Source organism: Roseovarius sp. EC-HK134 (assembly GCF_902498815.1).
Lineage (GTDB): Bacteria > Pseudomonadota > Alphaproteobacteria > Rhodobacterales > Rhodobacteraceae > Roseovarius > Roseovarius mucosus_A.
In genome coordinates, this window is record NZ_LR701544.1 from 1050324 (window position 1) to 1076103 (window position 25780).

The following is a 25780-nucleotide window of genomic DNA, read 5'->3' on the forward strand; positions in this document are numbered from 1 at the left end:
GCAAATCCAAGAAACAAAACAAGACAGGGAAACCCTATGAAAAAGAATATTGATCAAGTCCTTCTGGACCGGCTTGCGCAGGCTGCTTGCACCGGCGCAATCTCTCGCCGGTCGTTCCTGCATTTCGCCTCTGCTGCGGGTCTGACCGCCTCTGCCGCGACCGGCCTTTGGGGCACATCCGCCGCCGCCAACCCGACACCGGGCGGCACATTCCGCTGGGGCATTCACGATGGCAACACCTCGGACACCCATGATCCGGGTACGTATGTGACCCGTCAGATGATCTTTTTGGCCCACACACATCGCAGCTATCTGACCCTGATTGAGCCGGACAACTCCCTTGGTAGCGATTTGGCCACCGGATGGGAGGCGACGCCAGACGCCATGCAGTGGACCTTCACGCTCAATCCAGATGCTGCCTTTCATAGCGGCAAGCCGGTGACGGCGCAGGATGTGATCGACAGCCTCAATCATCACCGGGGCGATGCCTCGACCTCGGCCGCTAAGGCGCTTTTGACGGATGTGACCGACATCACCGCTGATGGCGACCACACGGTTACAATCAGCCTTGCCCGTGGCAATGCCGATTTGCCTTGGCTCATGACCGACTATCACTTTGCGATCTGCCCCTCGAATGGCGATGGTACTATTGACTGGCAGTCGGGTGACGGCTCTGGCCCCTACAAGATCGACTCTGGCGAATTCGGCATTCGCTGGGAATTGACGCGCCACGATGGCTGGCACGGCGATGGTGCCTATTTTGACAAGGTAACGATGATCGTCCTCAACGATCCCAATGCACGCCAAACTGCGCTAGTGACGGGGGATGTGGATTGCGTGTCGCTGATTGAGCTTAAGACGCTGGCGCTCTTGCAGCGCAATCCGGACATATCGGTCGACAACATCCCCTCTGGCGGCGCAATCACGATGCCGATGTTCTGCGACACGGCACCCTTTAGCGATGTGCGCGTGCGCACCGCGCTGAAACTTGCGATGAACCGGGATGAAATTATCGAAAAGATTGCTTTTGGCGCCGCGACCAAAGGCAACGATTTCCATCTTTCGCCGGTCCAGCCCTATTGGCCCGAGGATATCCCGCAGCGGGAATATGATCCGGAACAGGCCAAATCGCTGCTCAAAGAGGCAGGGCAAGAGGGGCTTTCCGTCAATCTCTCGGTGGCCGAGAGCGTCTATACGGGCGCGGTTGATATGTGCGTGCTCTATGCCGAACAGGCCAAGGCGGCAGGGATCGACATCAAGGTCGTGCGCGAGCCAAGCGATGGCTATTATTCTGATGTCTGGCTGAAAAAGCCGTTTAGCGCCGTGTCTTGGGGCGCACGCCCGACCCCCGACGTTATGTTTACGCTGGCCTACAAGAACGATGCCGCCTGGAACGAAAGCCGTTGGCAGAACGAGCGCTTCAACGAATTACTGCTCAAGGCCAAGGCCGAACTGGATCAGACCCTGCGCGCCGAGATGTATCGTGAGATGTGCCTTTTGATGCGCGACGACGGTGGCACCCTTCTTCCGTTCTTCAACAACTGGGTCTATGCGCGCGGCAAGGGCGTCAAGCGCCCGGAACAGGTTGCGGCAAGCTGGGGCTGTGATGGCGCACGCGCCGCAAGCCGCTGGTGGTTTGAGGCCTGACGCCACTTTCAAGACCCGGCACCATAGGGTGCCGGGTTTTCAACCACCGAAGCCTGGGCAAGCCCGCTTCGGCATTTTGCGTCACTGCGATGGGTCTGATGCGGAAATATTTTCCGCCGAGACCCAAAACACTGTTAGCCTAAGCCATAAAGGCCGCGCCACGTGACAAGGCGAAAGGCAAAAACAGCAGGAGGGAAAGATGGGGGATATCCTTGGGCTCGTCGCAAAACGGCTCGGATTGGGATTGATCATTCTACTGGTCATATCCGTGATCATATTTTTTATGGTCGAGCTTTTGCCCGGCGACATCGCGCAGGCGGTGCTGGGACAGGGCGCAACGCCCGAGAATCTGGCGGCACTGCGCAAGGAAATGGGCCTCGATCAGCCCGCAATCATTCGCTATCTGCATTGGCTCTCTGGGGCGGTGATGCTCGATTTCGGCAATTCCATCGTGACGGGGGCCAGCGTGGCCGAAACGATTGGCGAGCGCTTTGCCAATACGCTTTTTCTCGCCGCCTACGCCGCCGCGATTGCCGTGCCGATTTCCATCGTGCTGGGTGTCCTTGTGGCGCTTCTGCGCAACTCGATCTTTGACCGGGTGGCGAATGTTGCGACGCTCACCTCGATTTCAAGCCCAGAGTTCTTTTTGGGCTACATTCTTATTCTTTATCTCGCGGTCAAGACGGGCATGTTTCCCGCCATCGCCAGCCTCAGCAATGACATGAGCTTTGGTGACCTGCTCTACCGCACATTCCTGCCGGCGCTGACCCTCGTTCTGGTTGTGACTGCGCATATGATGCGGATGACCCGCGCGGCGATCATTAACCTTTTGGCGTCGCCCTATATCGAAATGGCCCGCCTCAAGGGTGCGCCCCCCTGGAAGGTCATTGTCAAACATGCCCTGCCCAATGCTTGGGCTCCGATCATCAACGTGGTGGCGCTCAACCTGGCTTATCTCATCACCGGCGTGGTGCTGGTTGAGGTTGTCTTTGTCTATCCGGGCATTGGTCAGGCGCTGGTCGATGCGGTCAGCAAACGGGATTTCCCCGTGGTTCAGGCGTGTTGCCTGATCTTTGCCGCGACCTTCATCCTTCTCAACCTCGCAGCGGATGTGGGCTCAATCCTGACCAATCCGCGCCTGCGGCATCCGAAGTAAGGGTCTAGAGATATGAGTGTATTCGTCATCGCCTACTATACCCTGTTGCTCGGTGCATCCTGCCTTGCAGCCTATTTCAACAAGCGGTCCGCCTTTTTGCTGCTCTTTTCCCTGACGTTGGTTTCCTTTGTTCTGGGCATCATCGGCGGCGTTTCGGCTCTTCGCATCGTGGCCATTCTCGCGGGGCTCTTGGCGCTTTCGGCCATGGTTTCCTATGCCTTCCGCGAGTTTCTGGTCGCGATAGCGTCCAAGAACCTTGCCAAGGAATTGCGCACGGCGCCGCTCACGGCGGCTTTTGGCATGTTTGTGATCTTTACCGTTGCCGTCGCGGGGATCTTTGCTCCGCTCATCGCACCCCATGGCGAGGCAGAGGTTATCACCTCGGCCTTTGCCCCGGCGGATGCAAATATGCTGCTTGGCGCGGATCAGTTGGGCCGCGACATCTTTAGCCGGCTGGTCTATGGCGCGCGCAACACAGTGGCGCTGGCACTGGCGGGCACGGTCATGGCGTTTCTTCTGGGGGCGCTCGCCGGTCTCATGGCCGCAACCTCGGGTGGTTGGTTCGACCAATTCCTAGCCCGGACCTCGGATGTGATCATGTCGATTCCGTCGCTGATCTTTGCCCTGCTGATGCTGTCGATCTTTGGTGGCGACCTTGCGAACGATACCACCAGCTTTTGGTTGCTTTCGACGTTCACCGGGATCACGGGCCTTTTGCTCGTCTCGGCAATTGCAGAGCGCAGCCTGATGGGCTGGGTCATTGGTCTTGCGATCCTTGCGGGGGTCGCGGCACTGTTTGGTGGCTTTATGCTGACGATCTTCAACCCGTCCGAGATCATTCTTATTCTGGTGGTTGCGGTCATCTATAGCCCGCGCGTTTTCCGCCTGACGCGGGCGGTGGCGGGCAACGTGGTTGTGATGGATTACATCGAGGCCGCGAAACTGCGCGGCGAACGCAGATGGTATCTCATCCGCCGCGAGATTCTGCCCAATTCCACGGCACCTTTGATCGCGGAATTCGGTCTTGAATTCTGCTTCGTGTTCTTGCTTATCGCGGGGCTTTCTTTCCTCGGGCTTGGCATTCAGCCGCCCACCGCCGACTGGGGCTCTATGGTGCGTGAGAACGCAACGCTGATCTCGTTTGGCGATATCACCCCGCTCATCCCCGCAGCGGCCATCGCGCTTCTGACCGTTGCGGTTAACTTCGTGGTGGACTGGATGCTCTACCGTTCCTCCGGCCTGAAGGTGTGACCCCATGATCAAGAGCAAAGACGTACTTCTGAAAATCCGTGACCTGAAAATTCAGGGCTATTCCGACGAAACCTGGGTGGACATCATCAAGGGCGTGGACCTGACCCTCCATCGTGGCGAGGTGATGGGCCTGATCGGTGAATCGGGTGCGGGTAAATCGACCATCGGCGCGGCCTGCATGGGCTATGCCCGCGATGGCACGCGCATTTCCAACGGTTCGATCGAGTTCGACGGGATGGAGCTGACCACCGCCTCAGAGGGTGAGCGGCGCATGCTGCGCGGCTCGCGCATTGCCTATGTGGCGCAATCGGCGGCGGCCTCCTTTAATCCGGCGCACAAGATCATCGACCAGCACACCGAAGCGCCGCTGCAATACCGTCTGAAAAAGCGGCTAGAGGCGCAAGAGGATGCCATGGACCTCTATGAGAGGTTGCGCCTGCCCAACCCCAAGGAAATCGGATTTCGCTATCCGCATCAGGTTTCTGGCGGGCAGTTGCAGCGTGCAATGACCGCGATGGCCATGTCCTGTCGGCCTGATCTGATCATCTTTGATGAACCCACAACCGCGCTCGATGTGACCACGCAGATCGAGGTTTTGGCCGCGATTCGCGACATCGTCGATCAATTCAACACCGCCGCGATCTACATCACCCATGACCTTGCCGTAGTGGCGCAGATGGCCGACACGATCAAGGTGCTACTCAAAGGGCGCGAGGTCGAAGAAGCGCCCACCAAGCAGATGCTCGACAATCCGCAGGAAGAATATACCAAATCCCTCTGGGCTGTGCGCAGCTTTCAAAGCCCGCAACGCCATCGCCCCAAGGATGGCGTGCCCCTGATTTCAGTGCGCAATGTCGACGCCTCCTACACCGGCGGGGCCAAGGTGCTGGATGATGTCAGTTTCGACATTTATGAAGGCATGACCGTTGCGGTGGTGGGTGAATCCGGCTCGGGTAAATCCACAACAGCGCGGGTGATCACAGGTCTTTTGCCGCCCTCCAAGGGCGAAGTGTTGTTCAAGGGCAAACCCTTTCCACCCAGCTACAAGGACCGCACCAAGGATCAATTGCGCCAGTGCCAGATGATCTATCAGATGGCGGATACCGCGCTCAATCCCAAGGTCCGGATTTCCGAGATCATCGGGCGTCCGGCCGCCTTTTATTCGGGGCTCAAGGGGGTCGCGCTCAAGAACCGGGTGGACGAATTGCTCGATCTGATCGAGTTGGAACCCTCGCAATATTACAACCGTTATCCGCCTGAATTGTCTGGCGGCCAAAAGCAGCGGATCGGTATTGCCCGCGCCCTTGCGGCGGAACCAACCTTTATCGTCTGCGACGAGGTGACATCGGCCCTTGATCAGCTTGTGGCCGAAGGTATCCTGCGCCTGCTCGACCGGCTGCAGAACGAGTTGGGGCTGGCCTATATGTTCATCACCCATGATCTCGCAACGGTGCGTTCCATCGCCGATGAGGTGGTGGTGATGCAGCATGGCAAAGTGGTTGAGCAGGGCCCCAAGGACGAGATGTTCACACCGCCACACCACCCCTACACTGATCTGCTGCTCAGCTCAGTGCCAGAGATGGACCCCAATTGGCTAACCACGTTGCTCGAAGAGCGCGGGATAGACAATGTCGGCGATGCCGCCGCAGCGCGAATCGATCCAAACGATCCCAAGGTCTCGGGTGCGAACCTTTGATATTACATCGGGTGCGGAGGGGGCTCTCCCTCCGCGCCACTATGCGCTGATTTATGGATGATGCGGCGTTACAGGATCGCCATGGCAGAGAAAACGAACGTGCCGATGATCGCGCCATAGACGATCACCACTGCCTGCCAAGAGGCACTATGCGCGCGCAGTTCGCGGTTCAATTCGTCGCGGGTCATCGGCTTGCCTCCGTTATAGCGTTGCGTCCCCGGATCGCTTTCACGATCACAGGGCGCACATAATAGATTTCTGCGTTTGCACAATGGGTATTTTGGCGAAAATCCATGCGTTTACGGCATGCCACCTGCCCGATTTCGGCATATCGCGCGATTGCGAAGGCTCAGTGTCTGAAACCGACCTTTGCAGAGCACAGGGCCTTTCAGCACAATGCAGCACTCGGGCTTTTATTCTTCAGGGAATTGCGCCACGCATTGCTGGACCTGAACCTGCGCCTGCTTTCTCAGTTGCGGGAGGATTTTCTGGTAATCCGCCAATTTGCGGCGCTCCTCAGATACGTCAATTGCGACTGGCGTGGTCTGGGTGCGGTACTGCGTTGTGGGGCAGGGGTAGGGGATCACGATGTTCCGGTACGGATCGTTACGATAGCAGGTCGACGGCACCGTGTAGGGCACCGTTTGCGTGTGTAGCGCATAGCCGCGCGCGATATTTCCCTGGGCGGTTGCGATAGCGGCCTCAACGCTGCGATATTGCTCGGTTGCACCAGAGATGCATTGCTCTCGCGGCGTGGCACAGGCGGCCAGCAGTCCCAGAGAGGCCACCTTGATCAATGATGCTATGCGGGTGTTCATCGGAGAGTTACCTTTCTGCAATCCCCGATTCTAGCCACACTTCCGGCCCAAGCTCAACTGCCGCTATCGCCTTCCACCAAGGCCGCAATGATCGCCTTGGCGCTTTCCGAGTCCCAATGCGCATCCCCTTGCAGGCGCGCGATCTCATGGCCTTCCGGATCAATGATGACCGTGATGGGCAGGCCAAAGACGCCCATGGCGCGGGCGAGCGCGCTTTTGGGGTCGGTGTGCAGTGGCAGATTGTCGACACCGATCTCGTCAAAGAATTTGGCCATGGCGGTGGGGGCATTGCGGCCCGTGGCAATGGTCACAACCTCGAAATCCTCGCTTCCCATTTCAGTTTGCAGATTCGAGAGCGTGGGCATTTCGGCGCGGCAGGGGGCGCACCACGTGGCCCAGAAATTCAGCACGACATGACGCCCTTGAAAATCGGCGAGCGTGCCGATGGTGCCATCAGCGCGGGTGTATTCTGTCTCAGGAACGGGCGCGGGTGCAGAGTGGAAATTCAGTTTTTTCATGTCGCCGTCGCGCAGCGCCTCAAGCGTGGCAATATCGGCCATGGCAGCATTTGCACCAAGGGCCATGGCCATATAAAGGACGATCTGACGAATGCGTTTCATAATTCCCTCCGAAGGGCCAAAGACATGACTGACAAGACCTCGAACCAGATGTGGGGCGGCCGCTTTGCCGCCGGGCCGGATGCGATCATGGAGGCAATTAATGCCTCGATCTCATTCGACAAGCGGATGGCGGCACAGGATATTGCCGGCTCGAGGGCCCATGCCGCGATGTTGGCGGCAACAGGTATCGTCAGTGATAGTGATGCCGCCGCGATGAGGGAAGGCCTCCTCACGGTCTTGTCAGAAATCGAGGCGGGGGAATTCACGTTTTCCACGGCGCTTGAGGATATTCACATGAATGTCGAGGCGCGGCTCAAGGATTTGATCGGCGCGCCTGCTGGGCGGTTGCACACCGGCCGGTCGCGCAACGATCAGGTGGCCACCGATTTCCGGCTCTGGGTGCGGGATCAATTGGATGCGGTAGATCAGGCGTTGCAGGCGTTGATGCATGCCCTTCTGGTGCAGGCAGAGGCAGGATCAGACTGGGTGATGCCGGGATTCACCCATTTGCAGACCGCACAACCGGTGACTTGGGGGCATCATATGATGGCCTATGTCGAAATGTTTGGCCGCGATCTAAGCCGTGTGCGCGATGCGCGGGCGCGGATGAATGAATGCCCCTTGGGCGCGGCGGCGCTGGCGGGCACGTCCTTTCCGATTGACCGCGAGATGACAGCCAAGGCGCTGGGCTTTGACCGCCCCTGCGCCAATAGCCTGGATGCTGTCAGCGACCGCGATTTCGCACTGGAATTTCTGGGCGCGGCCAGCATCTGTGCCATGCATCTAAGCCGCTTTGCCGAGGAGTTGGTGATCTGGTCGTCGGCGCAGTTCCGGTTTGTGGCGCTGAGCGATCGGTTTTCCACCGGGTCAAGCATCATGCCGCAAAAAAAGAACCCCGATGCAGCAGAGTTGATCCGCGCCAAAGTGGGGCGGATTTTCGGGGCCAATGTGGCACTGATGATGGTCATGAAGGGCCTGCCGCTGGCCTATTCCAAGGATATGCAGGAAGACAAGGAACAGGTCTTTGACGCCGCCGACAACCTGATGCTGGCGCTGGCCGCGATGGAAGGCATGGTGCGCGACATGGCGGCGCGGACGGATAATCTGGAGGCCGCAGCCGGGTCTGGCTTTTCGACCGCAACCGATCTTGCGGATTGGTTGGTGCGGGTACTCGATATGCCATTTCGCGAGGCGCATCACGTGACAGGGGCCTTGGTGGCCAAGGCAGAGGCCAAGGGGTGCGATTTGCCAGACCTGAGCCTGACCGAGATGCAAGAGGTGCATGGCGAAATCACCGCGTCGGTCTATGATGTCTTGGGCGTGCATAATTCGGTTGCCTCACGCGTGAGCTATGGGGGTACGGCACCGTCACAGGTGCGCGCGCAAGTGGCGCGGTGGAAGGAACGGTTGGGATGAAACGACTTGGGTTTGCTTTGCTCGGCCTAGCGATTCTGTCAGGTTGCGGCGTCGATGGAGAGCCGGTGCGCCCCTCGGCGGGGGTGAACGTTGGTGTTGGCACCAATGGGGTCAATGTCGGTGTCGGCGGTGGTGTTCGCGTCGGTGGCGTCAATCTTGGCGTGGGGTTGGGCCTGTGAGATGGGTTTTTGCGGCGCTGGCCATTTGGGGCGCTATTCATCCGATGTACTGGTTCCTGCAATGGTTCGGGCAAAACGGATATGATCTCATGGGTATGGTCGATGCCTGGCACGCCAACGCCGCAAGCTCGGGTCTGGTCTGGGATCTGACGATTGCCGCCGTGGCGCTTACCGTTTGGGTGATTGCCGAGGCCGTAAAGCACCGGCACTGGCTGGGCCTGATCGCCATTCCGGCGACGTTCTGCATTGGGGTGAGTTGCGGTTTGCCGCTCTATTTGTTCTTGCGGGCATCGCGGGGCGGCCTACGCGACATTTGAGTATTTTTGGAACGATGAAACGGGGCAGGATGGCGCGTGGATCACTTTCTCTATCATAATGGCGTGTTGCACGCCGAAGATGTGCCGCTTTCAGAGATCGCTGAGGCGGTCGGCACGCCGTTTTACTGCTATTCCACGGCTACCCTGTCTCGGCATTTCCGCCTGTTTGACGAGGCGCTGGCAGGTATGGATCATCTGGTTTGCTACGCCATGAAGGCGGCGAGCAATCAAGCGATCCTCAAGACGCTGGCGGGTTTGGGCGCTGGCATGGATGTGGTCTCGGGCGGCGAGTATGCGCGCGCGCGTGCCGCAGGCGTGCCGGGCGAGCGCATCGTGTTCTCGGGTGTGGGCAAGACGCGGGACGAAATGCGCATGGCGCTTATCGGCGGCATCCGGCAATTCAACGTCGAGAGCGAGCCGGAAATGGCGGTGCTCAATGCCGTGGCGCTGGAATTGGGCCTTCGTGCGCCGATCACAATTCGTGTCAATCCCGATGTGGATGCCAAGACCCATGCCAAGATCGCCACCGGCAAGAGCGAGAATAAATTTGGTATTCCGATTGCCCGAGCGCGCGAGGTCTATGCGCAGGCTGCGGCCCTGCCGGGGCTCGAGGTGATCGGGATCGACGTTCATATCGGCAGCCAACTGACCGAGTTGGCACCGTTCCGCCTTGCCTATGAAAAGGTCGCCGAACTCACGCAGGTTCTGCGCGCCGATGGGCATGATATCCGTCGCCTCGATCTGGGTGGCGGTCTGGGTATACCCTATACCCGCTCGAACGAGGCCCCGCCGTTGCCCACGGAATATGGCGCGCTGATCCGCGAGGTGCTGGGGCATCTGGGCTGCGAGATCGAGATCGAGCCGGGCCGCTTGATCGCTGGCAATGCTGGGATTCTGGTTGCCCGCGTGATCTATGTAAAATCCGGCGAAGGGCGGGATTTCCTGATCCTCGATGCCGCGATGAATGACCTGATCCGTCCGGCAATGTATGATGCGCATCATGATATCGTGCCCCTGCACGAGGCGGCACCGGGGGTCGAGCAACGCCCCTATGATGTGGTGGGGCCGGTCTGCGAATCGGGCGATACTTTTGCCAAAGGGCGCATGCTGCCGCCATTGGCCGAAGGTGATCTGGTGGCGTTCCGCAGTGCTGGTGCCTATGGCGCGGTGATGTCGAGCGAGTATAACACACGGCCTCTGGTGCCCGAAGTTCTGGTGCATGGGCGTGACTTTGCCGTGATCCGGGGCAGACCGACCTTTGACGAAATGATAAATCGCGATACCATCCCTGAATGGCTCTGACGCGATGGGCGCGCGGGGCCAAGATGAGGTGCCGCGCATGGCTGCGACCGAAAACCCCCTGAAGGTGATGACCGCGCGGTTGCGGCGACCGCTCATGCTGACATGGGCGGGGTTGATCGCCGAGCGGTTGGTGCGCGCCTTTTGGCCGGTCTGGAGCGTGATCGCGTTGAGCGCAGCGGCGCTGATGCTGGGCCTTCAGGATATGGCCGCATTCGAGGTGGTCTGGGGTGCGGCTATGCTGGCCGCTTTAGCCGTGCTCGCCTTTGGCGTGCTGGGCATGGCCCGGTTTCGGTTCCCGCGTCGGGCCGAGGCCCTGGCGCGGCTGGATGAAGCGATGCCCAGCAGGCCGTTGGCAGCACTTGGCGATGTGCAGGCGATTGGCGCGGGCGATGCCGGGTCGGCAGCACTCTGGCAGGCGCATCAGGCGCGCATGGCGGCACGCGCGGCGCAGGCGCGCGCGGTCGAGCCGGATTTGCGTTTGTCACGACAAGACCCCTTTGGCGTCCGCTATATTGCGCTTTTGGGTCTTATCGTGGCCCTCCTTTTTGGTTCGGTCTGGCGCGCGGGGTCTGTCGTCCAAATGGTGCCAGGTGGGGGTGCGGCGGCGCTGGCCTCTGGTCCGACATGGGAAGGCTGGATAGAGCCGCCAGCCTACACCGGGCTTCCTAGCCTCTATCTGGCCGATCAGGGCGCGGTGATCGAAGTGCCCGAAGGCAGCCGCATCACCTTGCGGTTCTATGGCGAGGTGGGGGCGCTCAGCCTGTTTGAGACAGTGTCAGGTCGCAGCACCGAGGCCGCAATCACCGATCCAGAGCAGAACTTTGACGTTACCCGCACTGGCGACTTGCGCATTGACGGGCCGGGCGGTCGGAGTTGGGCCGTCCAAGCGCTCGCCGATGCGGCACCGACGGTCGAGGTCATCGAGCGCGACGCCCGCACTGCCTTTGACGGGCAAATGAGCCAGCCCTTTGGCGCGCGCGATGATTACGGTGTGGTCAGCGGCGGCGCGATCTTTACGCTCGATTTGGCGCAAGTGGATCGGCGGCATGGTCTGGCAGTAGAGCCTGACGCGCGTGACCCCATCAGCCTTGATCTACCGATGCCTTTGGCCGGGGATCGGACCGAGTTTACCGAGACATTGGTCGAGAACCTGTCCGAGCATCCTTGGGCGCATTTGCCCGTCACCCTGCGCTTGCAAGTCGCGGATGCGGCGGGGCAAGAGGGGCAATCCGAGCCGTTCCAGATGGGCCTGCCCGCACGGCGGTTTTTCGATCCAATGGCCGCAGCCGTGATCGAGCAGCGTCGCGATCTTTTGTGGTCGCGCCAGAACGCGCCCCGTGTCGCGCAGGTGTTGCGGGCGGTGTCATACAAGCCAGAAGGCCGGCTTTTTCGCTCAGAGAAAGCGTATTTGCGCCTGCGGATCATCATCCGGCAGCTTGAGGCAATGACGCAGAGCGATGGGCTGGACGCGGCCGAGCGTGATGAGATTGCGCAGGCGCTGTGGGATCTTGGCGTCTTGCTTGAGGATGGGGATCTGGGCGATGCGCTGGAGCGGATGCGTGCTGCACAAGAGCGCCTGAGCGAGGCGATGAAGAACGGCGCCAGCGAAGAAGAGATTGCGCGCCTCATGCAGGATTTGCGCGATGCCACGCAAGATTATCTGCGCCAAAAGATGCAGCAGGCAGAGCGTGAAAACCCGGAAGAAAGCGATCAACGCAGCGCCGAGAACATGATGCAGATGAACCAACAGGATCTGCAAGACATGATGGACCGCATCCAAGAGTTGATGGAGCAGGGCCGCTATGCCGAGGCACAGCAGGCACTCGAAGAGTTCCAGCAGATGATGGAGAACATGCAGGTCACGCAGGGGCAGGGCCAGCAGGGTCAATCCCCCGGCGAACAGGCGATGGAGGGGTTGGCAGAAACGCTCCGCGAACAGCAGGGCCTGTCGGATCAGGCGTTCCGCGATTTGCAAGAACAGTTCAATCCCGGTGCGCAATCCGGCCAGTCGCAGAACAATGAGGGCCGCAGCGGCGGCGAGGGTCGCGGCGAGAGCCATGATGGTCAGCAAGGCCAAGGTGGCCAAGGCGGCGAGCAACAGGGCCAAGGTGGTGAAGGTCGCGAACAGGCCGAGGGTGGCGAAGGTGCCGAGGGGTCGCTGGCTGAGCGGCAAGAGGCGCTGAGACAGGAATTGGAGCGGCAGCGGCAGGGTTTGCCGCAACTGGGTGGCGAGGCAGGCGAGGCCGCGCGCGATGCGCTGGAGCGTGCTGGCCGCGCCATGGAAGGGGCCGAAGACGCGCTGCGCAGCGACGATCTGGCGGGGGCCATCGATAATCAGGCCGAGGCAATGGAGGCCCTGCGTGAGGGCATGCGCAATATGGGCGAGGCCATGGCGGAACAACAGAATCCCGGTGGTCAGGGCGAGGCCGAAGGCCAGCCCGGTCAGGCTCAGGCTGATCCTTTGGGGCGTGAGGCCGGGCAGGGCCGACAGGTGGGCACGCAAGACAGTCTCTTGCAGGGTGAGGATGTCTATCGCCGCGCGCGAGAATTGCTTGATGAGATCCGCAAGCGGTCAGGCGAAGGCGCTCGGCCGGATGTGGAACTGGACTATCTCAAGCGGTTGCTGGAGCGGTTCTAGGTCTTTTTGACCGATCCAAACGCCGCTCTTGCGGGGAGAGGCAAGAGGTATTTCCCCAGGCAGTTTTTCGAATTTATCGCAAATTGTTGCAAGTATATGGTAAATCCCGACGCGGGCGCGCGAACACGCCCCTGTGTGTCAGTAAAAAAGGGACGGAAATGATTCAGGAATTCAAGGACTTCATCGCTAAGGGCAATGTCATGGACATGGCCGTTGGTATCATCATCGGGGCGGCCTTTACGGCGATTGTCGGCTCACTTGTTGCCGATCTGATCAACCCGATCATCAGCCTGTTCTTGGGCGGCATTGATTTTTCGGGCCTCTATATCGTGCTGGGCTCGGGCGACTATGCCTCGATCGCTGCCGCAGAAGAGGCGGGCGCCGCGGTGTTCGCTTATGGCCGGTTCGTCATGGCCGTTATCAACTTTTTGATCATCGCTTGGGTGGTGTTCATTCTGGTCAAGCTGGTCAACCGCGCCAAGGATGCCACATCCAAGCCGAAACCAGAGGCAGCCGCCGCTGATCCCGGCCCGTCCGAACTGGATATTCTGATGGAAATCCGCGACGCGCTGAAAAAGTAAGCACGGCAAGGGCGAGGAGCAATTACGCTTCTCGTCCTCTCAAACCCGGTGGTAGGGGCTACCGGCGAGGATTGATGCCGCGCGATAGAGCTGTTCCGCCAGCATCACCCGCACCAGCATATGTGGCCAGACCATGCGGCCAAAGGACAGCGCGAAATCGGCACGGGCGCGCAATTCAGGCGCGATGCCATCGGCCCCACCGATCACCAAAGCCAGATCGCTGCGCCCGGCATCGCGCCAGCCCGCCAGCGTATCGGAAAATTCGGGAGAGGTGATCTCTTTGCCGCGCTCATCAAGCACCGCAAGCACGGCACCTTGGGGAATCACCCGATCAAGCAAGGTGGCCTCGGCGGACATGCCCCCACCCTTCTTATCTTCGACCTCAATCAGCGTCGTTGGGCCAAGGCCATGCGCGCGCCCCGTTCGATCGAACCGGGTGACATAATCGTCGAACAACACACGTTCCGGGCCGGTCCGCAACCGGCCCACCGCGCAGATATGAACCCGCATTCAGACTTGAGATGCCGCCGTCTGCCCGGAAGGCAGCCACATTTTCTCAAGCTGATAGAAATCGCGAACCTCGGGGCGGAACACATGAACGACGACATCGCCTGTGTCGATCAGCACCCAATCGCCGGTTTCCTTGCCCTCTGTACGGGACACGATCCCCATATCCTGCTTGAGACGGTCCATCAGTTTCTCGGCGATGGCAGACACCTGCCGCGAGGAACGCCCCGAACAGATCACCATATAGTCGCACATGGCTGTTTTGCCGCGCAGGTCGATCTGCACAACATCTTCGGCCTTGTCATCGTCAAGAGAGGTCAGGATCGCCGCAAGCTGCGCTTCGCTGTCTGCGGTCATGGTGGGCATCATTGCGATGGCCCCCTGGTCAGCGGCCTTCGCCGCATATGTCGTAAAAGACAGGACATCGTCCTCCTTTGCTGCGCACCGCAGGACCCCGGTGCAAGGTATAAGGCTAAAGTAGCAAGAGTTGCGTGACTTTTCAATAAACCCTGTTCCAGATCGCGCCGAAATGCAGGTAATGTCACATAATCGCGGTGGCACCTGATAAGCCGGGCCAAAGGCCAGTCTGGACAAGCCGCGCAATTCAGGCTCTTTTCACCTCAATGACGGAGGAGCGCCATGACCACAGCCCTGATCACCCATCCCGATTGTCTGGGCCATGTGACGCCCGAGGGCCACCCCGAACAGGTTGCGCGGCTTGAGCGTATTCTGGAGGCGTTGGAGGGCAAAGACGTGATCCTCGTCAAGGCACCCTTGGTGGCCGAGGATGACCTCTTGCGCGTGCATCCCAAAAGCCATGTCGAGGCGATCCGGGCGGCCTCTCCTGCTTCGGGCAAGGTGCAATTGGATGCCGATACCTGGATGTCGCCGGGAACGCTGGCGGCGGCGCATCGCGCGGCGGGCGGTGCTGTGCGCGCCGTAGATCTGGTGTTGTCGGGCGAGGCCGACAATGTCTTTGTCGCCACCCGCCCGCCGGGCCATCATGCCGAGCGCGAAACGACGATGGGATTTTGTCTTTTTGGGAATGTGGCCGTTGCCGCAAAATATGCGCTGGATCATCACGGGCTGAAACGGGTGGCGGTCGTCGATTTCGACGTGCATCATGGCAATGGCACGCAGGATTTGTTGGAGGATGAGCCGCGCGCCTTTTTCGCCTCGTCGCATCAATACCCGCTTTGGCCCGGCACCGGCGCCGCACATGAGACCGGGCCGCACGATACGATCCTCAACGTGCCGCTGCCGCCGCGCTCGGGCGGGGCGGTGTTTCGTCGAGAGTATGAGGAAAAGGTGTTTCCGCGCGTGCGGGCGTTCAAGCCGGATCTGATCCTTGTTTCTGCTGGGTTTGACGCGCATCGCGATGATCCGCTGGCCGATCTGATGCTGGAAACGGAAGATTTCGCTTGGGTTACAGAGCGGCTCTGTGATCTGGCGGATGAGCTTTGTGGTGGGAAACTGGTCAGTTGTCTTGAGGGCGGCTATAACCTCTATGCGCTGGCCGAAAGTGTGGCTGCGCATGTCGATGTGCTGATTGCGCGCGGCGCAGCCTGATCCCTGACCAACAAGGAAACCTGATGCGCGCCGGACTGATCCTGCTGTGCTTTGCCTATGTGCTCAGCCAGTTTTTTCGCGCCTTTCTGGCGGTGCTGAGCGGTCCCTTGGCGCGCGATGTCGGGGCCACACCGGATGATCTGGCGACGGCCTCGGGTCTGATGTTCGTGACCTTCGCGGCGATGCAATTGCCGGTGGGCTGGGCGCTCGACCGGATTGGGCCACGGCGCACGGCGTCGGCTTTGCTGCTGTTGGGTGGCGGTGGCGGCGCGGCGCTTTTTGCAATGGCTGTCAGCCCGCTGCATATCAACCTTGCGATGGTGTTGATCGGCGCAGGCTGCGCGCCAGTCCTGATGGCTTCTTACTACATTTTCGCGCGGCAATTCTCGGCGGCACGGTTTGCCACTCTGGCGGCGGTCATGCTGGGGGTGGGATCATTCGGCAATCTGGTGGCCTCTTATCCGATGGCATGGGCGGCAGAAACAATCGGATGGCGCGCGGCGCTTTGGGGATTGGCGGCGGTTTCGGTCGCGGCGTCATTGGGTATCTTGGCACTGGTGCGCGACCCAGAGGCAGTCGCAGGGGATACGCGCGGCTCGCTTCTTGATCTGCTCCGGATGCCCGTGGTTTGGGCCATTCTACCGCTGATGTTCGTGGCCTATGCGCCTGCGGCAGGGCTTCGGGGCCTTTGGGCCGGTCCCTATCTGCGCGATATCTTTGGGCTTGATACGGTGCAGGTCGGACAGGCGACGCTGGTCATGGGGATGGCGATGATCGCGGGCACCTTTGCGTATGGCCCCCTCGACCGGGTGTTCAAGTCGCGCAAATGGGTGATCTTTACCGGAAATGTCATCTGCGCAGCCGCCCTCATGATTTTGATGCTCTGGCCGGAACGCAGCCTTGGGCTGTCGATTGCCCTCTTGGCGGTTATCGGCCTTGCTGGGTCCACATACCCGGTGCTGATCGCGCATGGGCGGGCGTTCTTTCCGGCCCATTTGGCAGGGCGGGGTGTGACGCTGCTCAATCTCTTTGGCATTGGCGGTGCGGGCGTGGCGCAGTTTGCCTCGGGGCCGCTTTTTGCTTCTGCCGCGACCGGGGGCGCAGTCGCGGGCTACAAAGCGCTTTTTGCGCTGTTCACATTTGCCCTTGTCATCGGATTGGTGATCTATCTCTTCAGTCGCGACAGCATGGAGTGAGTGCGGCCCCTTTCACATTGGCTGTAATCCCTGTATGACCCGCACCGCAACCCCCGCTATGGAGGCAGACACACATGGGTTACAAGATCGTCGTCGCAGGTGCCACGGGCAACGTGGGCCGCGAAATGCTGAACATCCTCGCCGAGCGCGAGTTTCCGGTCGATGAGATCGCGGTACTTGCGTCCCGCCGCTCTCTGGGCACCGAAGTCAGCTTTGGCGACCGAACTCTCAAGACCCAAGATCTTGATACGTTCGACTTCTCAGGTTGGGACATGGCGCTGTTCGCCATCGGGTCGGACGCAACCAAGGTCTACGCCCCCAAGGCGGCCAAGGCGGGCTGTGTCGTGATCGACAACTCTTCGCTCTATCGCTATGACCCCGACGTGCCCCTGGTCGTTCCGGAAGTGAACGCCGATGCGGTCATGGGCTATGCCAAGAAGAACATCATCGCCAACCCCAACTGTTCAACCGCGCAGATGGTTGTGGCACTCAAGCCGCTGCACGACCGCGCACGCATCAAGCGCGTTGTCGTCTCGACCTATCAGTCGGTATCCGGCGCTGGCAAAGAGGGCATGGATGAGCTGTGGGACCAGACCAAAGCGGTCTACAACCCGACCGATGACAAGCCTGCCAAGAAATTCACCAAGCAGATCGCGTTCAACGTGATCCCGCATATCGACGTATTTCTTGAGGATGGGCAAACCAAGGAAGAGTGGAAGATGGTCGCTGAGACCAAGAAGATCCTCGATTCCAAGATCAAGGTTACAGCCACCTGCGTGCGGGTTCCGGTCTTTGTCGGCCATTCCGAGGCCATCAATATCGAGTTCGAGGATCATCTGGACGAAGCTGAAGCGCGCGACATCCTGCGCGAATCCCCCGGGATCATGGTGATCGACAAGCGTGAGAACGGTGGCTACGTGACGCCGATCGAATGCGTCGGTGACTACGCCACCTTCATCAGCCGTATTCGGCAGGACCCGACGATTGATAATGGCATTAACTTGTGGTGCGTCAGCGACAACCTGCGCAAGGGCGCGGCGCTGAATGCCGTGCAGATCGCTGAAGTGCTGGGTCAACGGGTGCTGAAAAAGGGCTGAGCTACCTCAGGCAGATTAAAGACGGGCGCGCTATCAGGCGCGCCCGTTTGCATTTTCGGGGCAATTACTGCACCGGCGCGACCTTGAACTGAACGGAAGAATACCATTCAGCCACCGCGCGGATCTCGTCATTCGACATCTCAGCGGCGATGCCGCTCATGATGTCGTGCTGACGTTTGCCGGTGCGGAATGCCTTGAGCTGTGTGTCGATATACATCACCGTCTCACCCGCCAGATTGGGCGCATCGTCGATCAGCGCGATCCCATCTGCGCCATGACAGGCGGTGCAGGTCTCGGGCGCATTCTCGGCCGTCTGGCTTGGGGCCAGAGTGGCGACCGGCGTCTGGCTGCTATACCAGGCCGCCAGATCGGCAATCGCCTGATCGCTGAGGCTGGCCGCGACCACGCTCATCATTTCATGCACCCGCCGCCCCTCGCGGAACGCGGTCAGTTGATGCTCGATATAGGCCGGGTTCTCGCCGCCGATATGGGGCACGATGGGCATTTTGGCCATGCCTTCGATACCGTGACAGGTGCGGCATTGACCGGCCAGTTTGCGCCCCGCCTCTGGGTCGCCGGTCAGTCCCTCTGCCATGGCGATCTGGGCGAGGAAAACCCCGCCCAGACCCAAGATACATGCCTTAAGCATCAATTGCCCTCATACCAGATGCGATAGATCGCCCCGGCAAGGTCATCAGACACAAGGATCGAACCATCGCGCAACTGCGCCACATCGACCGGGCGGCCAAGGTATTCGCCGTTCTCGTCGATCCAACCCTCGGCAAAGGGCTCCATCGTGGCATTGCCCTCTGCGTCGATGAACGTAACCATCACGCGGGCACCAACCGGTTCAGTGCGGTTCCAAGAGCCATGCTGCGCCGAGAAGATGGCGTTCTTGTATTTGGCAGGGAACATCTTGCCGGTATAGAACGCCATGCCAAGGTCGGCCGCATGGGCCACAGTTTCGACGGCAGGCATCACCACGTCTACAGGGACTTCTTCACCCTTGTACTCATTGGTGCGCACGGATCCACCACCATACCACGGATGGCCGAAATGCTGGCCCGCCTCGGTTTGACGGTTCAACTCGCCCGGCGGAATGTCATCGCCCATGCCGTCGACCTGATTGTCTGTCCACCACAACTCGCCGGTTTCGGGATGGAAATCCTGACCAACCGAATTGCGCACGCCATAGGTAAAGACCTCGCGCCCCGTGCCATCGGTGTTCATGCGGATGATGCCACCAATGCCCACCTCGTTATATTTCTCAAGCCGATCCTTGGGGGCCACGTTGAAGGGCTGACCAAGCGAAATGTAAATCTTGCCATCTGGCCCGATGTCACAAACCCGCGCGGTATGGTTAAAGCTTTCTTCGTCCTCTGGGATCAGATCACCCTTGGCCACAAGGTTGAAGGCTGCCACATCCGGGCTTTCGTAAAAGAACTCGGCGGCGGGAAAGAGCAGCACGCGGTTCTGTTCAGCGATATAGAGAAAACCGTCCTTGGAAAAGCAGGGACCATTGGGGATCGAGAATTGGAGCGAAGGGGCGAAATCCTTGACCTCGTCGGCGACGCGGTCCTTGTTGCGGTCGGTAACGGACCACACCTTGTCCTTGCGGGTGCCCACGAAGGTCACGATGCCTTGCGGACCTACAGCCATGTGGCGCGCATCGGGCACAACCGCGTAAAGGCCGATCTTGAACCCGTCGGGCAGGCTGATCTGCTCGAGCGTTTTCTTGATCCCCTCGGCATAGTCGCCGCCCTGTTCGATGAACGTGAAATCAGTGACGCCGGTGGACTGAAAATTTGAAAGTTTTTCCAGATTGTCCGGCACGTTGGCAGCTTGCGCATGGGCAAGCCCGGCGCTGAGCGCCAGAGTGGCGATGGATGACAGCAGATGCTTCATTTGGTTCCTCCCGTTTGAAAATCCGTTCGACCTGTCTGACTTGCCAAGCCCAGACAGGGCCGTGATCCTAGACTTCTTCAAGCTGACCCAACGCGCTCTCCCCTTCGCGCGGCCCCTGCGAATACCGTTTACGTTGCATTCGCACATGCAGACCCTATCGCAGTTTTTGGGCGGAACAAGGGTTTGCTGCCTGAAATTTCTACGACCAAAGTCGTAGGTCTCATTCCAGCGTCATGGTGACGCTGCCGAGGCCTGCGATTTCGCCTTGGGCGGTGATCGGCGGCGTTACCCAAGGCAGCCCGTTGAGCGATCCGGTGATCACTATATGCCCCGGCTGCAAGCCGCCGCAATGATCCCCCAAGGCGCGCACAAGAGCGCAGAGCGTGGCAAAGGCACCTTCGCCGGGTACTTTGGCCACGCCATCAAGCAGGGTGGCATCGCCAAGGGTCAGATGTGCCTGGGCACTGGTGACGTCAATCCCTTGCCAGTCGCGACAAGCCTCACCCAGAACCACCGCGCCGTTGAGTTGATTGTCCAACATCTTGAGCGCTGCACCGGCGCCCTTTGGATTGGCAAGGCGGCTCTGGACCAACTCAAACGCAGGCAGCAGTTCTACCGAGTCTCGCAAGCGCGTCTCGAAATCAAACGCAGCAGTATCCGGCACTGGGGCAATCAGGCGAAAGGCGTATTCAAGTTCGACGCCCGCTTCTTCGCCCTCTGAGAGGGAAATTTTCGCGGGGCTCTCGTAAATGTCGTGGGCCATGATTGGGGCGATGATGATGGGCGCGCCGGGCGGGCAAGCAACCTTGAATCCCCCCACAGAACCAAGCGCAGAGGCGACTTCTGTTTGGACCGCAAAGATGCGCTCGCGCGTTAACCCCTCGCCATAGGTATCGGGCAGTTTGGGGCCGCCGTTCCGCGCCTCCAGCAGCGCCTTCGTCAGGGGATCGGTCATGCTGCGATCACCGCGCCCGAGGCGATCATCGCCGCGATCTGCTGCGTGTTATAACCAGCCTCGCGCAGCACCTCGCGGCTGTGCTGGCCAAGAACGGGCGCGGCACAGCGGATGTTTGCCGGGGTCTCGCCGAACTTGACCGGATGTCCAAGGGTCTTGACCGGACCAGCCACAGGATGCTGCACTTCAACAATCATATCGCGGGCTTGTGCCTGTGGGTCGGCCTGCATTTGCAGGATATCCAGCACGGGGCCGGCAGGCAGACCGGCCTCTTCCATCCGTTCCAGCCAAATCTCGGACGTTTCGTGGCGAAGATAGCCGTTGAGGATATCTTCGAGTTCCCTGAGGTGCTGCATGCGGTCATGGTTTGAGGCAAAGCGCGGGTCGTCGTTCAATTCGGGGGCCCCGATCACATCGAGAAACCGTAGCCAATTGCGTTGGTTGGCGGCCCCCACGTTGATCCAGCCATCGGCGGTCTGGAACGCCTGATAGGGACCGTTCAAAGGATGCGCAGACCCCATCGGGCCGGGTGCCACGCCAGTGGCAAAGGCAATCGCCGATTGCCAATAGGTTTGGGTGATCGCGGCCTCAAACAGTGAGGTATCCACCTTTTGGCCTTGTCCCGTTTGCAACATCCGAGCGTAGGCAGCAGAAACACCCATCGCCGCCACTATCCCGGCCGTAATATCGGAAACCGGCGCACCAGTCTTGACCGGGGGCCGCCCCGGCCCCTCGCCAGTGATCGACATGAGGCCCGACATGCCTTGGGCGATCAGGTCAAAGCCACCACGCTCTGCATACGGTCCCGTACGGCCAAAGCCCGAGATTTCGCAATAGATAAGGCGCGGGTTGATGGCGCGCAGATCGTCATAGCCCAACCCCAGACGCTCCATCGTGCCCATGCGGTAATTCTCGATCACCACATCAGCCTCTTCCAGCAGACGGTGCAGCACTTGGACCGCCTCCGGGTCCTTGAGGTTCAGCGCCACACCCCGCTTGTTGCGGTTCATCATCATATAGGCAGCAGATTCGCCGTTGATCGCAGGGGGCACAAAGCGCCGGCTGTCATCGCCGTCTGGCTTTTCCACCTTGATCACATCCGCGCCCATATCCGCCAGCATCAGGCCACAGACCGGACCAGCCATGATATGGGCCAGTTCGATCACCTTCATCCCCACTAGGGGGCCAGTGGCGTTCATGTCCCACTCCACTCTGGTTTTTGTTTGGCAAGGAAGGCCTCGAGCCCGTGGTGGAAATCGCGGCTCATGTAGCACATTTCGATAAGGTCGGCGTCCTCGACACGGGTGGCTGCGCTCACGCGGCGCATCGCCTCTTTGGTCGCCCTCAGCGTGAGGGGGGCCATTTCGGCAAGCGTTTCGGCCAATGCCCCGGCACGGGACATAAGCGCGGCTTCATCCTCCAACACTTCCGAGATCAGGCCGCATCCCTGCGCCTCTTCTGCGCCAATTAGGCGGGCGGTAAAGATCATCTCGCGCACGCGCCCGGCCCCCATCAGGGATGAGAGGCGCGCCAGATTGGCGGCGGCCAGGCAGTTTCCAAGGGTGCGGGCGATGGGAAAGCCGAACTTTAGATTGGCCGCGGCAATGCGGATGTCACAAACTCCGGCAATTGCCGCGCCGCCGCCGGTGCAGGCGCCGTTGATCGCAGCGACGGTTGGCAAGGGGCAGCGCTCGACCGCCTCTAGGACACGCTCAATCCGGGCCTCGTAGTCAAGCGCATCCTGCGGTTTGTCAAAGGCCCGAAACTGCGTCATGTCGGTGCCTGCCGCAAACGCCTTGCCGCCTGCACCGTGGATCACCACCGCGCGGATGCTGCCATCTGTCGGCACCTCGCGGCATAGGCTGGCCAGCCCCTCATACATCGCAAAGGTCAGTGCATTGCGCGCATCAGGCCGGTTGAATGTGATCCAGAGGGTCTGCCCCCGGACCTGCGACAAAATCTCGGTCATCGCAGCCCCCTCAACGGTAGAAGTATTCAACAAGGAAGAGCGGCACCGAGGGCACATAGGTGCAGAGCATCAGCACCGCCAACAGGACCAGGATGAACCAGATGTTGACCTTGGATACCTCCCAGATATTGGCCCTTGCCACCGCGCAGGCGGTAATCAGAACCGAGGCAACCGGCGGCGTCTGCTGACCAATCGCAAGGTTCAGCGTAACCACAAGGCCGAAATGCACCGGGTCGATACCCGCCGCCGTGATCAGCGGCATTACGATTGGAATCACAAGGATGATCGCTGCTGCGGAATGCAGGAAAAAGCCAATGATCAGGAAGAAGAAGTTGAGGATGAGCAAGATTGCCCATTGCTGATCGGTGATGTTGAGAATGCCCTGCGCCAGATGCTGCGGGATCTGTGCGCGGGTCAAGAACCCACCCATCAAAACAGAGGCCGCGACCAGCAACATGACAACAGCCGTTTGCATGCCCCCATCCAGCATCGCGCGGCGCAGATGTTTGATATCCACTTGGCGATACCAAGCTGACACGACGATGGCTGCGATCACGGCAAGACCAGCCGCCTCGGTTGCGGTCACATAGCCGCCAAAAATACCGCCAAGGATAATTACCGGCAGCAAGAAGGCGGGCAGTGCATCAACGAAAGTCTCGCGCAGGCGGGGAATGTTGAATGCCTCTTCCGTCGGCAGATTGTAGCGGCGGGCAAAGACATAGGCCACGAACATCAGGCCTGCCGCCCCCAAAAGACCCGGCACCACGCCCGCGACAAAGAGCTGTTCGACCGACGTATTAGAAGAGGCCGCATAAAGGATCATCGGGATCGACGGCGGGATGATGATCGCCAACGAGGCCGAGGACGAGGTAACAGCCGCCGACAGTTCCTTGGAATACCCGCGTTTCTTCATCTGCGGGATCAGGATCGATCCCATGGCTGCGACATCCGCCACCGCAGAGCCAGAGATTTCGGCAAAGAAAAGCGACACACCGATATTTACCATGGCCAGCCCGCCACGAACAAAGCCGATGATGGCGGTGACGAAATTGATCAGCCGGTCCGTGATACCGCCCGCATTCATGATGGCCCCTGCCAGCACGAACATCGGGATGGCAATCAGCGAAAACTTGGTGGACCCGCTATACATATCGAGTGCAATGGTCACCAGACTGCTCGGCCCCTCAGTAAGCAAGAGACCCAAAACCCCGGCAAGAGCCAAGCCGATGGCGATCGGAATGTTGATGCAAATCATCGCCACAAGGGCCGCGAAAATACCCAGCATAAGCATCACACGCGCTCCTTGTTCTTGGCCAATTCGGTCTCGACTTCTTCTTCGATCTCAGCGTGTTCCAGAGAGATGCCGCGCGATGTCTGAACCCAGTAATGCGGCAGGCTGAGCAATTGGCAGATGATAAAGAGGATGGCACCGATCGGGATCACCGATTGTGTCAATTGCACCGGCACCCATGTAAGCGAGGTCAGCGTATCGCCTTCCAGCACTTCAAGCACCTGAAACCCGGCGCGCGCCATGAGCACGAAAAAGAGCAGCACCAGCGCTTCTCCTACCAGAACCGCAATCATCCGGTACCGGTTGGGTAGGGCGAGAAGGACCGAGTCAAAGCCGATATGACGCCGATGCAGCGCCGCGAGAGCGGAGCCATAATAGGTGATCCAAGCCAGCATGATCGCGGCAACCTCATCGTACCAAGAGAAACTCTGGCCCATGAGGCGGGCGATAACGGCAACGATCACGACGATCGTCAAGCCGACCATCAGCAGAACCGTGATCCATTCAAGCAGGCGGCTTGCGATCCGATTGGTTTGGGTAAGCAGAGGGGTCATGTTGTGCAACGTTCCGGTGCAAAAGGTTGCCCGGCATGCGCATGCCGGTTCAAGTTCGCGAAATCTTGTAGACAAACGCCTGTGACGGCCCCCGAACAGGGACCGTCACAGAGTAAGATCAGCTTGCGTTACCAAGTGCGAGCACGGCGTCGATCAGCTCTTGCCCACCTTCGACCTGCTCTGCAAAAGCGTCATAGACAGGCTTGGACGCAGCGATGAACGCGTCCTTGTCGGCCTCGTTCACCTCGACCCCGGCAGCCTTGATCACGTCGAGCAGTTCGGTTTCCATCCGTGCAGCCGTCTCATAGGTAAAGGTCTGCGTGTCTGTGGCACATTCCGCGAGCACTGCGCGAACATCCTCTGCCTGCCCGTCAAACCCTTTTTTCGACGACAGAATATACGCTGGCGTATAGACATGGCCCGTGACCGAAAGGTACTTTTGCACCTCCTGGAACTTGGCCGTCGCGATCTGTGTATAGGGGTTTTCCTGCCCGTCCATCACACCCGTCTGCAACGCAGTAAACACATCCGAAAAGGCCATCGGGGTGGGGTTGGCACCGTATTCTTGGAACATCTTGACGCGCCATTCGCCATTGGGCGTGCGCAGTTTGATCCCCTTCAGGTCCTCGGGCAAATTGATCGGCCGGATGTTGTTGGTGATATGCCGGAACCCGTTTTCCGCAAGCCCTACGATGTGATACCCGTTGTTGTTTGCGGCAGTCTGGAACGTGTCCATCATGGCATCCTGAACGCGGCGCATATGGTCACGGTCTTTGATGATGTAGGGCATTTCAAAAACACCGAACAGCCCATCAACCGAGGACATCACCGACGAGGGCAACGCAAAGTCGACCTGACCCAGCTTGAGCTTTTGCAGCAATTCCTTGTCATTTCCCAACTGCGACGAGCCAAAGGTCTGAACCTCTGCCTTGCCACCGGATTTTTCGCCTACGCAGGCGGCGAAATGGTTTGCTGTTGCCTCAAACAGCGAGCCCGGTTCGCCCACATGGCCAAACCGCATGGTGACATCTGCCGCCATCGCGGGCACCGCCACAAACGACGCCACTACGGATGCAATTATTGCTTTTTTCATTGTCTTCCTCCCTTGGTTTTCGT

Annotated in this window: 25 protein-coding genes; 13 read left to right on the forward strand and 12 right to left on the reverse strand. The window is 59.8% G+C overall.

The window, feature by feature from the left end; all coding sequences use genetic code 11:
- Positions 1-36 precede the first annotated feature (36 nt).
- The 4 genes from GC127_RS08950 to GC127_RS08965 all read left to right on the forward strand — a co-directional run bounded on the left by GC127_RS08950 (position 37) and on the right by GC127_RS08965 (position 5750).
- A complete protein-coding gene (locus tag GC127_RS08950; RefSeq protein WP_151977642.1) occupies positions 37-1647 on the forward strand; it encodes an ABC transporter substrate-binding protein in 1611 nt (536 codons plus the stop codon).
- Between the two features lie 199 nt (positions 1648-1846).
- Positions 1847-2803 (forward strand): ABC transporter permease, encoded by a 957-nt coding sequence (locus GC127_RS08955; protein ID WP_008281212.1) that lies wholly within the window; start codon positions 1847-1849, stop codon positions 2801-2803.
- 12 nt (positions 2804-2815) lie between these two features.
- Complete coding sequence (locus GC127_RS08960; RefSeq protein ID WP_008281213.1) at positions 2816-4054, forward strand: ABC transporter permease; 1239 nt, start codon at positions 2816-2818, stop codon at positions 4052-4054.
- A gap of 4 nt (positions 4055-4058) precedes the next feature.
- On the forward strand, positions 4059-5750 hold the full coding sequence (locus GC127_RS08965; protein WP_151977644.1) for an ABC transporter ATP-binding protein: 1692 nt from the start codon (positions 4059-4061) through the stop codon (positions 5748-5750).
- A gap of 413 nt (positions 5751-6163) precedes the next feature.
- Here the strand turns inward: GC127_RS08965 and GC127_RS08970 are convergent, their stop codons facing one another.
- The gene (locus GC127_RS08970; protein WP_151977646.1) at positions 6164-6568 is read right to left on the reverse strand and encodes a hypothetical protein; all 405 of its coding nucleotides are present in this window, start codon (positions 6566-6568) and stop codon (positions 6164-6166) included.
- A gap of 53 nt (positions 6569-6621) precedes the next feature.
- Positions 6622-7188 (reverse strand): TlpA disulfide reductase family protein, encoded by a 567-nt coding sequence (locus tag GC127_RS08975; protein WP_151977648.1) that lies wholly within the window; start codon positions 7186-7188, stop codon positions 6622-6624.
- Between the two features lie 24 nt (positions 7189-7212).
- Between GC127_RS08975 and argH the strand changes: the two genes are divergently transcribed.
- The 6 genes from argH to mscL all read left to right on the forward strand — a co-directional run bounded on the left by argH (position 7213) and on the right by mscL (position 13621).
- The gene (gene argH / locus GC127_RS08980; RefSeq protein ID WP_008281219.1) at positions 7213-8604 is read left to right on the forward strand and encodes an argininosuccinate lyase; all 1392 of its coding nucleotides are present in this window, start codon (positions 7213-7215) and stop codon (positions 8602-8604) included.
- Complete coding sequence (locus tag GC127_RS22795; protein WP_037297825.1) at positions 8601-8783, forward strand: hypothetical protein; 183 nt, start codon at positions 8601-8603, stop codon at positions 8781-8783. The genes argH and GC127_RS22795 overlap by 4 nt, the downstream gene beginning before the upstream one ends.
- Positions 8780-9100, forward strand: coding sequence for a DUF2834 domain-containing protein (locus GC127_RS08985; protein WP_037297828.1), 321 nt, complete (start codon positions 8780-8782; stop codon positions 9098-9100). The genes GC127_RS22795 and GC127_RS08985 overlap by 4 nt, the downstream gene beginning before the upstream one ends.
- Positions 9101-9136: 36 nt before the next feature.
- Positions 9137-10402 (forward strand): diaminopimelate decarboxylase, encoded by a 1266-nt coding sequence (lysA, locus tag GC127_RS08990; protein WP_151977650.1) that lies wholly within the window; start codon positions 9137-9139, stop codon positions 10400-10402.
- A 37-nt stretch (positions 10403-10439) separates the two neighbouring features.
- Entirely contained in the window at positions 10440-13040 is a 2601-nt protein-coding gene (locus GC127_RS08995) for a TIGR02302 family protein (protein WP_151977652.1), read from the forward strand.
- Between the two features lie 158 nt (positions 13041-13198).
- On the forward strand, positions 13199-13621 hold the full coding sequence (mscL, locus tag GC127_RS09000) for a large conductance mechanosensitive channel protein MscL (protein WP_008281224.1): 423 nt from the start codon (positions 13199-13201) through the stop codon (positions 13619-13621).
- 39 nt (positions 13622-13660) lie between these two features.
- Here mscL and rlmH read toward each other — a convergent pair whose 3' ends face one another.
- Together rlmH and rsfS are read right to left on the reverse strand one after the other, a co-directional pair.
- Complete coding sequence (rlmH, locus tag GC127_RS09005; protein WP_151977654.1) at positions 13661-14131, reverse strand: 23S rRNA (pseudouridine(1915)-N(3))-methyltransferase RlmH; 471 nt, start codon at positions 14129-14131, stop codon at positions 13661-13663.
- Complete coding sequence (gene rsfS / locus GC127_RS09010; RefSeq protein WP_008281226.1) at positions 14132-14497, reverse strand: ribosome silencing factor; 366 nt, start codon at positions 14495-14497, stop codon at positions 14132-14134. It lies immediately after the preceding gene.
- A gap of 270 nt (positions 14498-14767) precedes the next feature.
- On the opposite strand from rsfS, the gene GC127_RS09015 reads away from it, so the two are divergent.
- The 3 genes from GC127_RS09015 to GC127_RS09025 all read left to right on the forward strand — a co-directional run bounded on the left by GC127_RS09015 (position 14768) and on the right by GC127_RS09025 (position 17990).
- Positions 14768-15697 carry a histone deacetylase family protein gene (locus GC127_RS09015; RefSeq protein ID WP_008281227.1) on the forward strand — a complete coding sequence of 310 codons (930 nt, stop codon included), beginning with the start codon at positions 14768-14770 and terminating at the stop codon, positions 15695-15697.
- A 23-nt stretch (positions 15698-15720) separates the two neighbouring features.
- Complete coding sequence (locus GC127_RS09020; protein ID WP_151977657.1) at positions 15721-16893, forward strand: MFS transporter; 1173 nt, start codon at positions 15721-15723, stop codon at positions 16891-16893.
- A 74-nt stretch (positions 16894-16967) separates the two neighbouring features.
- The gene (locus GC127_RS09025) at positions 16968-17990 is read left to right on the forward strand and encodes an aspartate-semialdehyde dehydrogenase (RefSeq protein ID WP_008281229.1); all 1023 of its coding nucleotides are present in this window, start codon (positions 16968-16970) and stop codon (positions 17988-17990) included.
- Positions 17991-18054: 64 nt separating this feature from the next.
- Here GC127_RS09025 and GC127_RS09030 read toward each other — a convergent pair whose 3' ends face one another.
- The 8 genes from GC127_RS09030 to GC127_RS09065 all read right to left on the reverse strand — a co-directional run bounded on the left by GC127_RS09030 (position 18055) and on the right by GC127_RS09065 (position 25757).
- A complete protein-coding gene (locus GC127_RS09030) occupies positions 18055-18639 on the reverse strand; it encodes a cytochrome c (RefSeq protein ID WP_151977659.1) in 585 nt (194 codons plus the stop codon).
- Complete coding sequence (locus tag GC127_RS09035; protein ID WP_008281231.1) at positions 18639-19895, reverse strand: sorbosone dehydrogenase family protein; 1257 nt, start codon at positions 19893-19895, stop codon at positions 18639-18641. Before GC127_RS09035 ends, GC127_RS09030 begins: the two co-directional genes overlap by 1 nt.
- 220 nt (positions 19896-20115) lie before the next feature.
- Positions 20116-20850 carry a 2-keto-4-pentenoate hydratase gene (locus GC127_RS09040; protein WP_151977661.1) on the reverse strand — a complete coding sequence of 245 codons (735 nt, stop codon included), beginning with the start codon at positions 20848-20850 and terminating at the stop codon, positions 20116-20118.
- Entirely contained in the window at positions 20847-22049 is a 1203-nt protein-coding gene (locus GC127_RS09045) for a CaiB/BaiF CoA-transferase family protein (RefSeq protein WP_151977663.1), read from the reverse strand. Before GC127_RS09045 ends, GC127_RS09040 begins: the two co-directional genes overlap by 4 nt.
- Positions 22046-22819, reverse strand: coding sequence for an enoyl-CoA hydratase/isomerase family protein (locus tag GC127_RS09050; protein WP_151977664.1), 774 nt, complete (start codon positions 22817-22819; stop codon positions 22046-22048). Before GC127_RS09050 ends, GC127_RS09045 begins: the two co-directional genes overlap by 4 nt.
- A gap of 10 nt (positions 22820-22829) precedes the next feature.
- Positions 22830-24110, reverse strand: a complete 1281-nt coding sequence (locus tag GC127_RS09055; protein ID WP_151977666.1) for a TRAP transporter large permease — start codon at positions 24108-24110, stop codon at positions 22830-22832.
- Entirely contained in the window at positions 24110-24664 is a 555-nt protein-coding gene (locus tag GC127_RS09060; RefSeq protein ID WP_151977668.1) for a TRAP transporter small permease, read from the reverse strand. Before GC127_RS09060 ends, GC127_RS09055 begins: the two co-directional genes overlap by 1 nt.
- A 118-nt stretch (positions 24665-24782) precedes the next feature.
- Positions 24783-25757, reverse strand: coding sequence for a TRAP transporter substrate-binding protein (locus tag GC127_RS09065; RefSeq protein ID WP_037297832.1), 975 nt, complete (start codon positions 25755-25757; stop codon positions 24783-24785).
- Between the last annotated feature and the right edge of the window lie 23 nt (positions 25758-25780).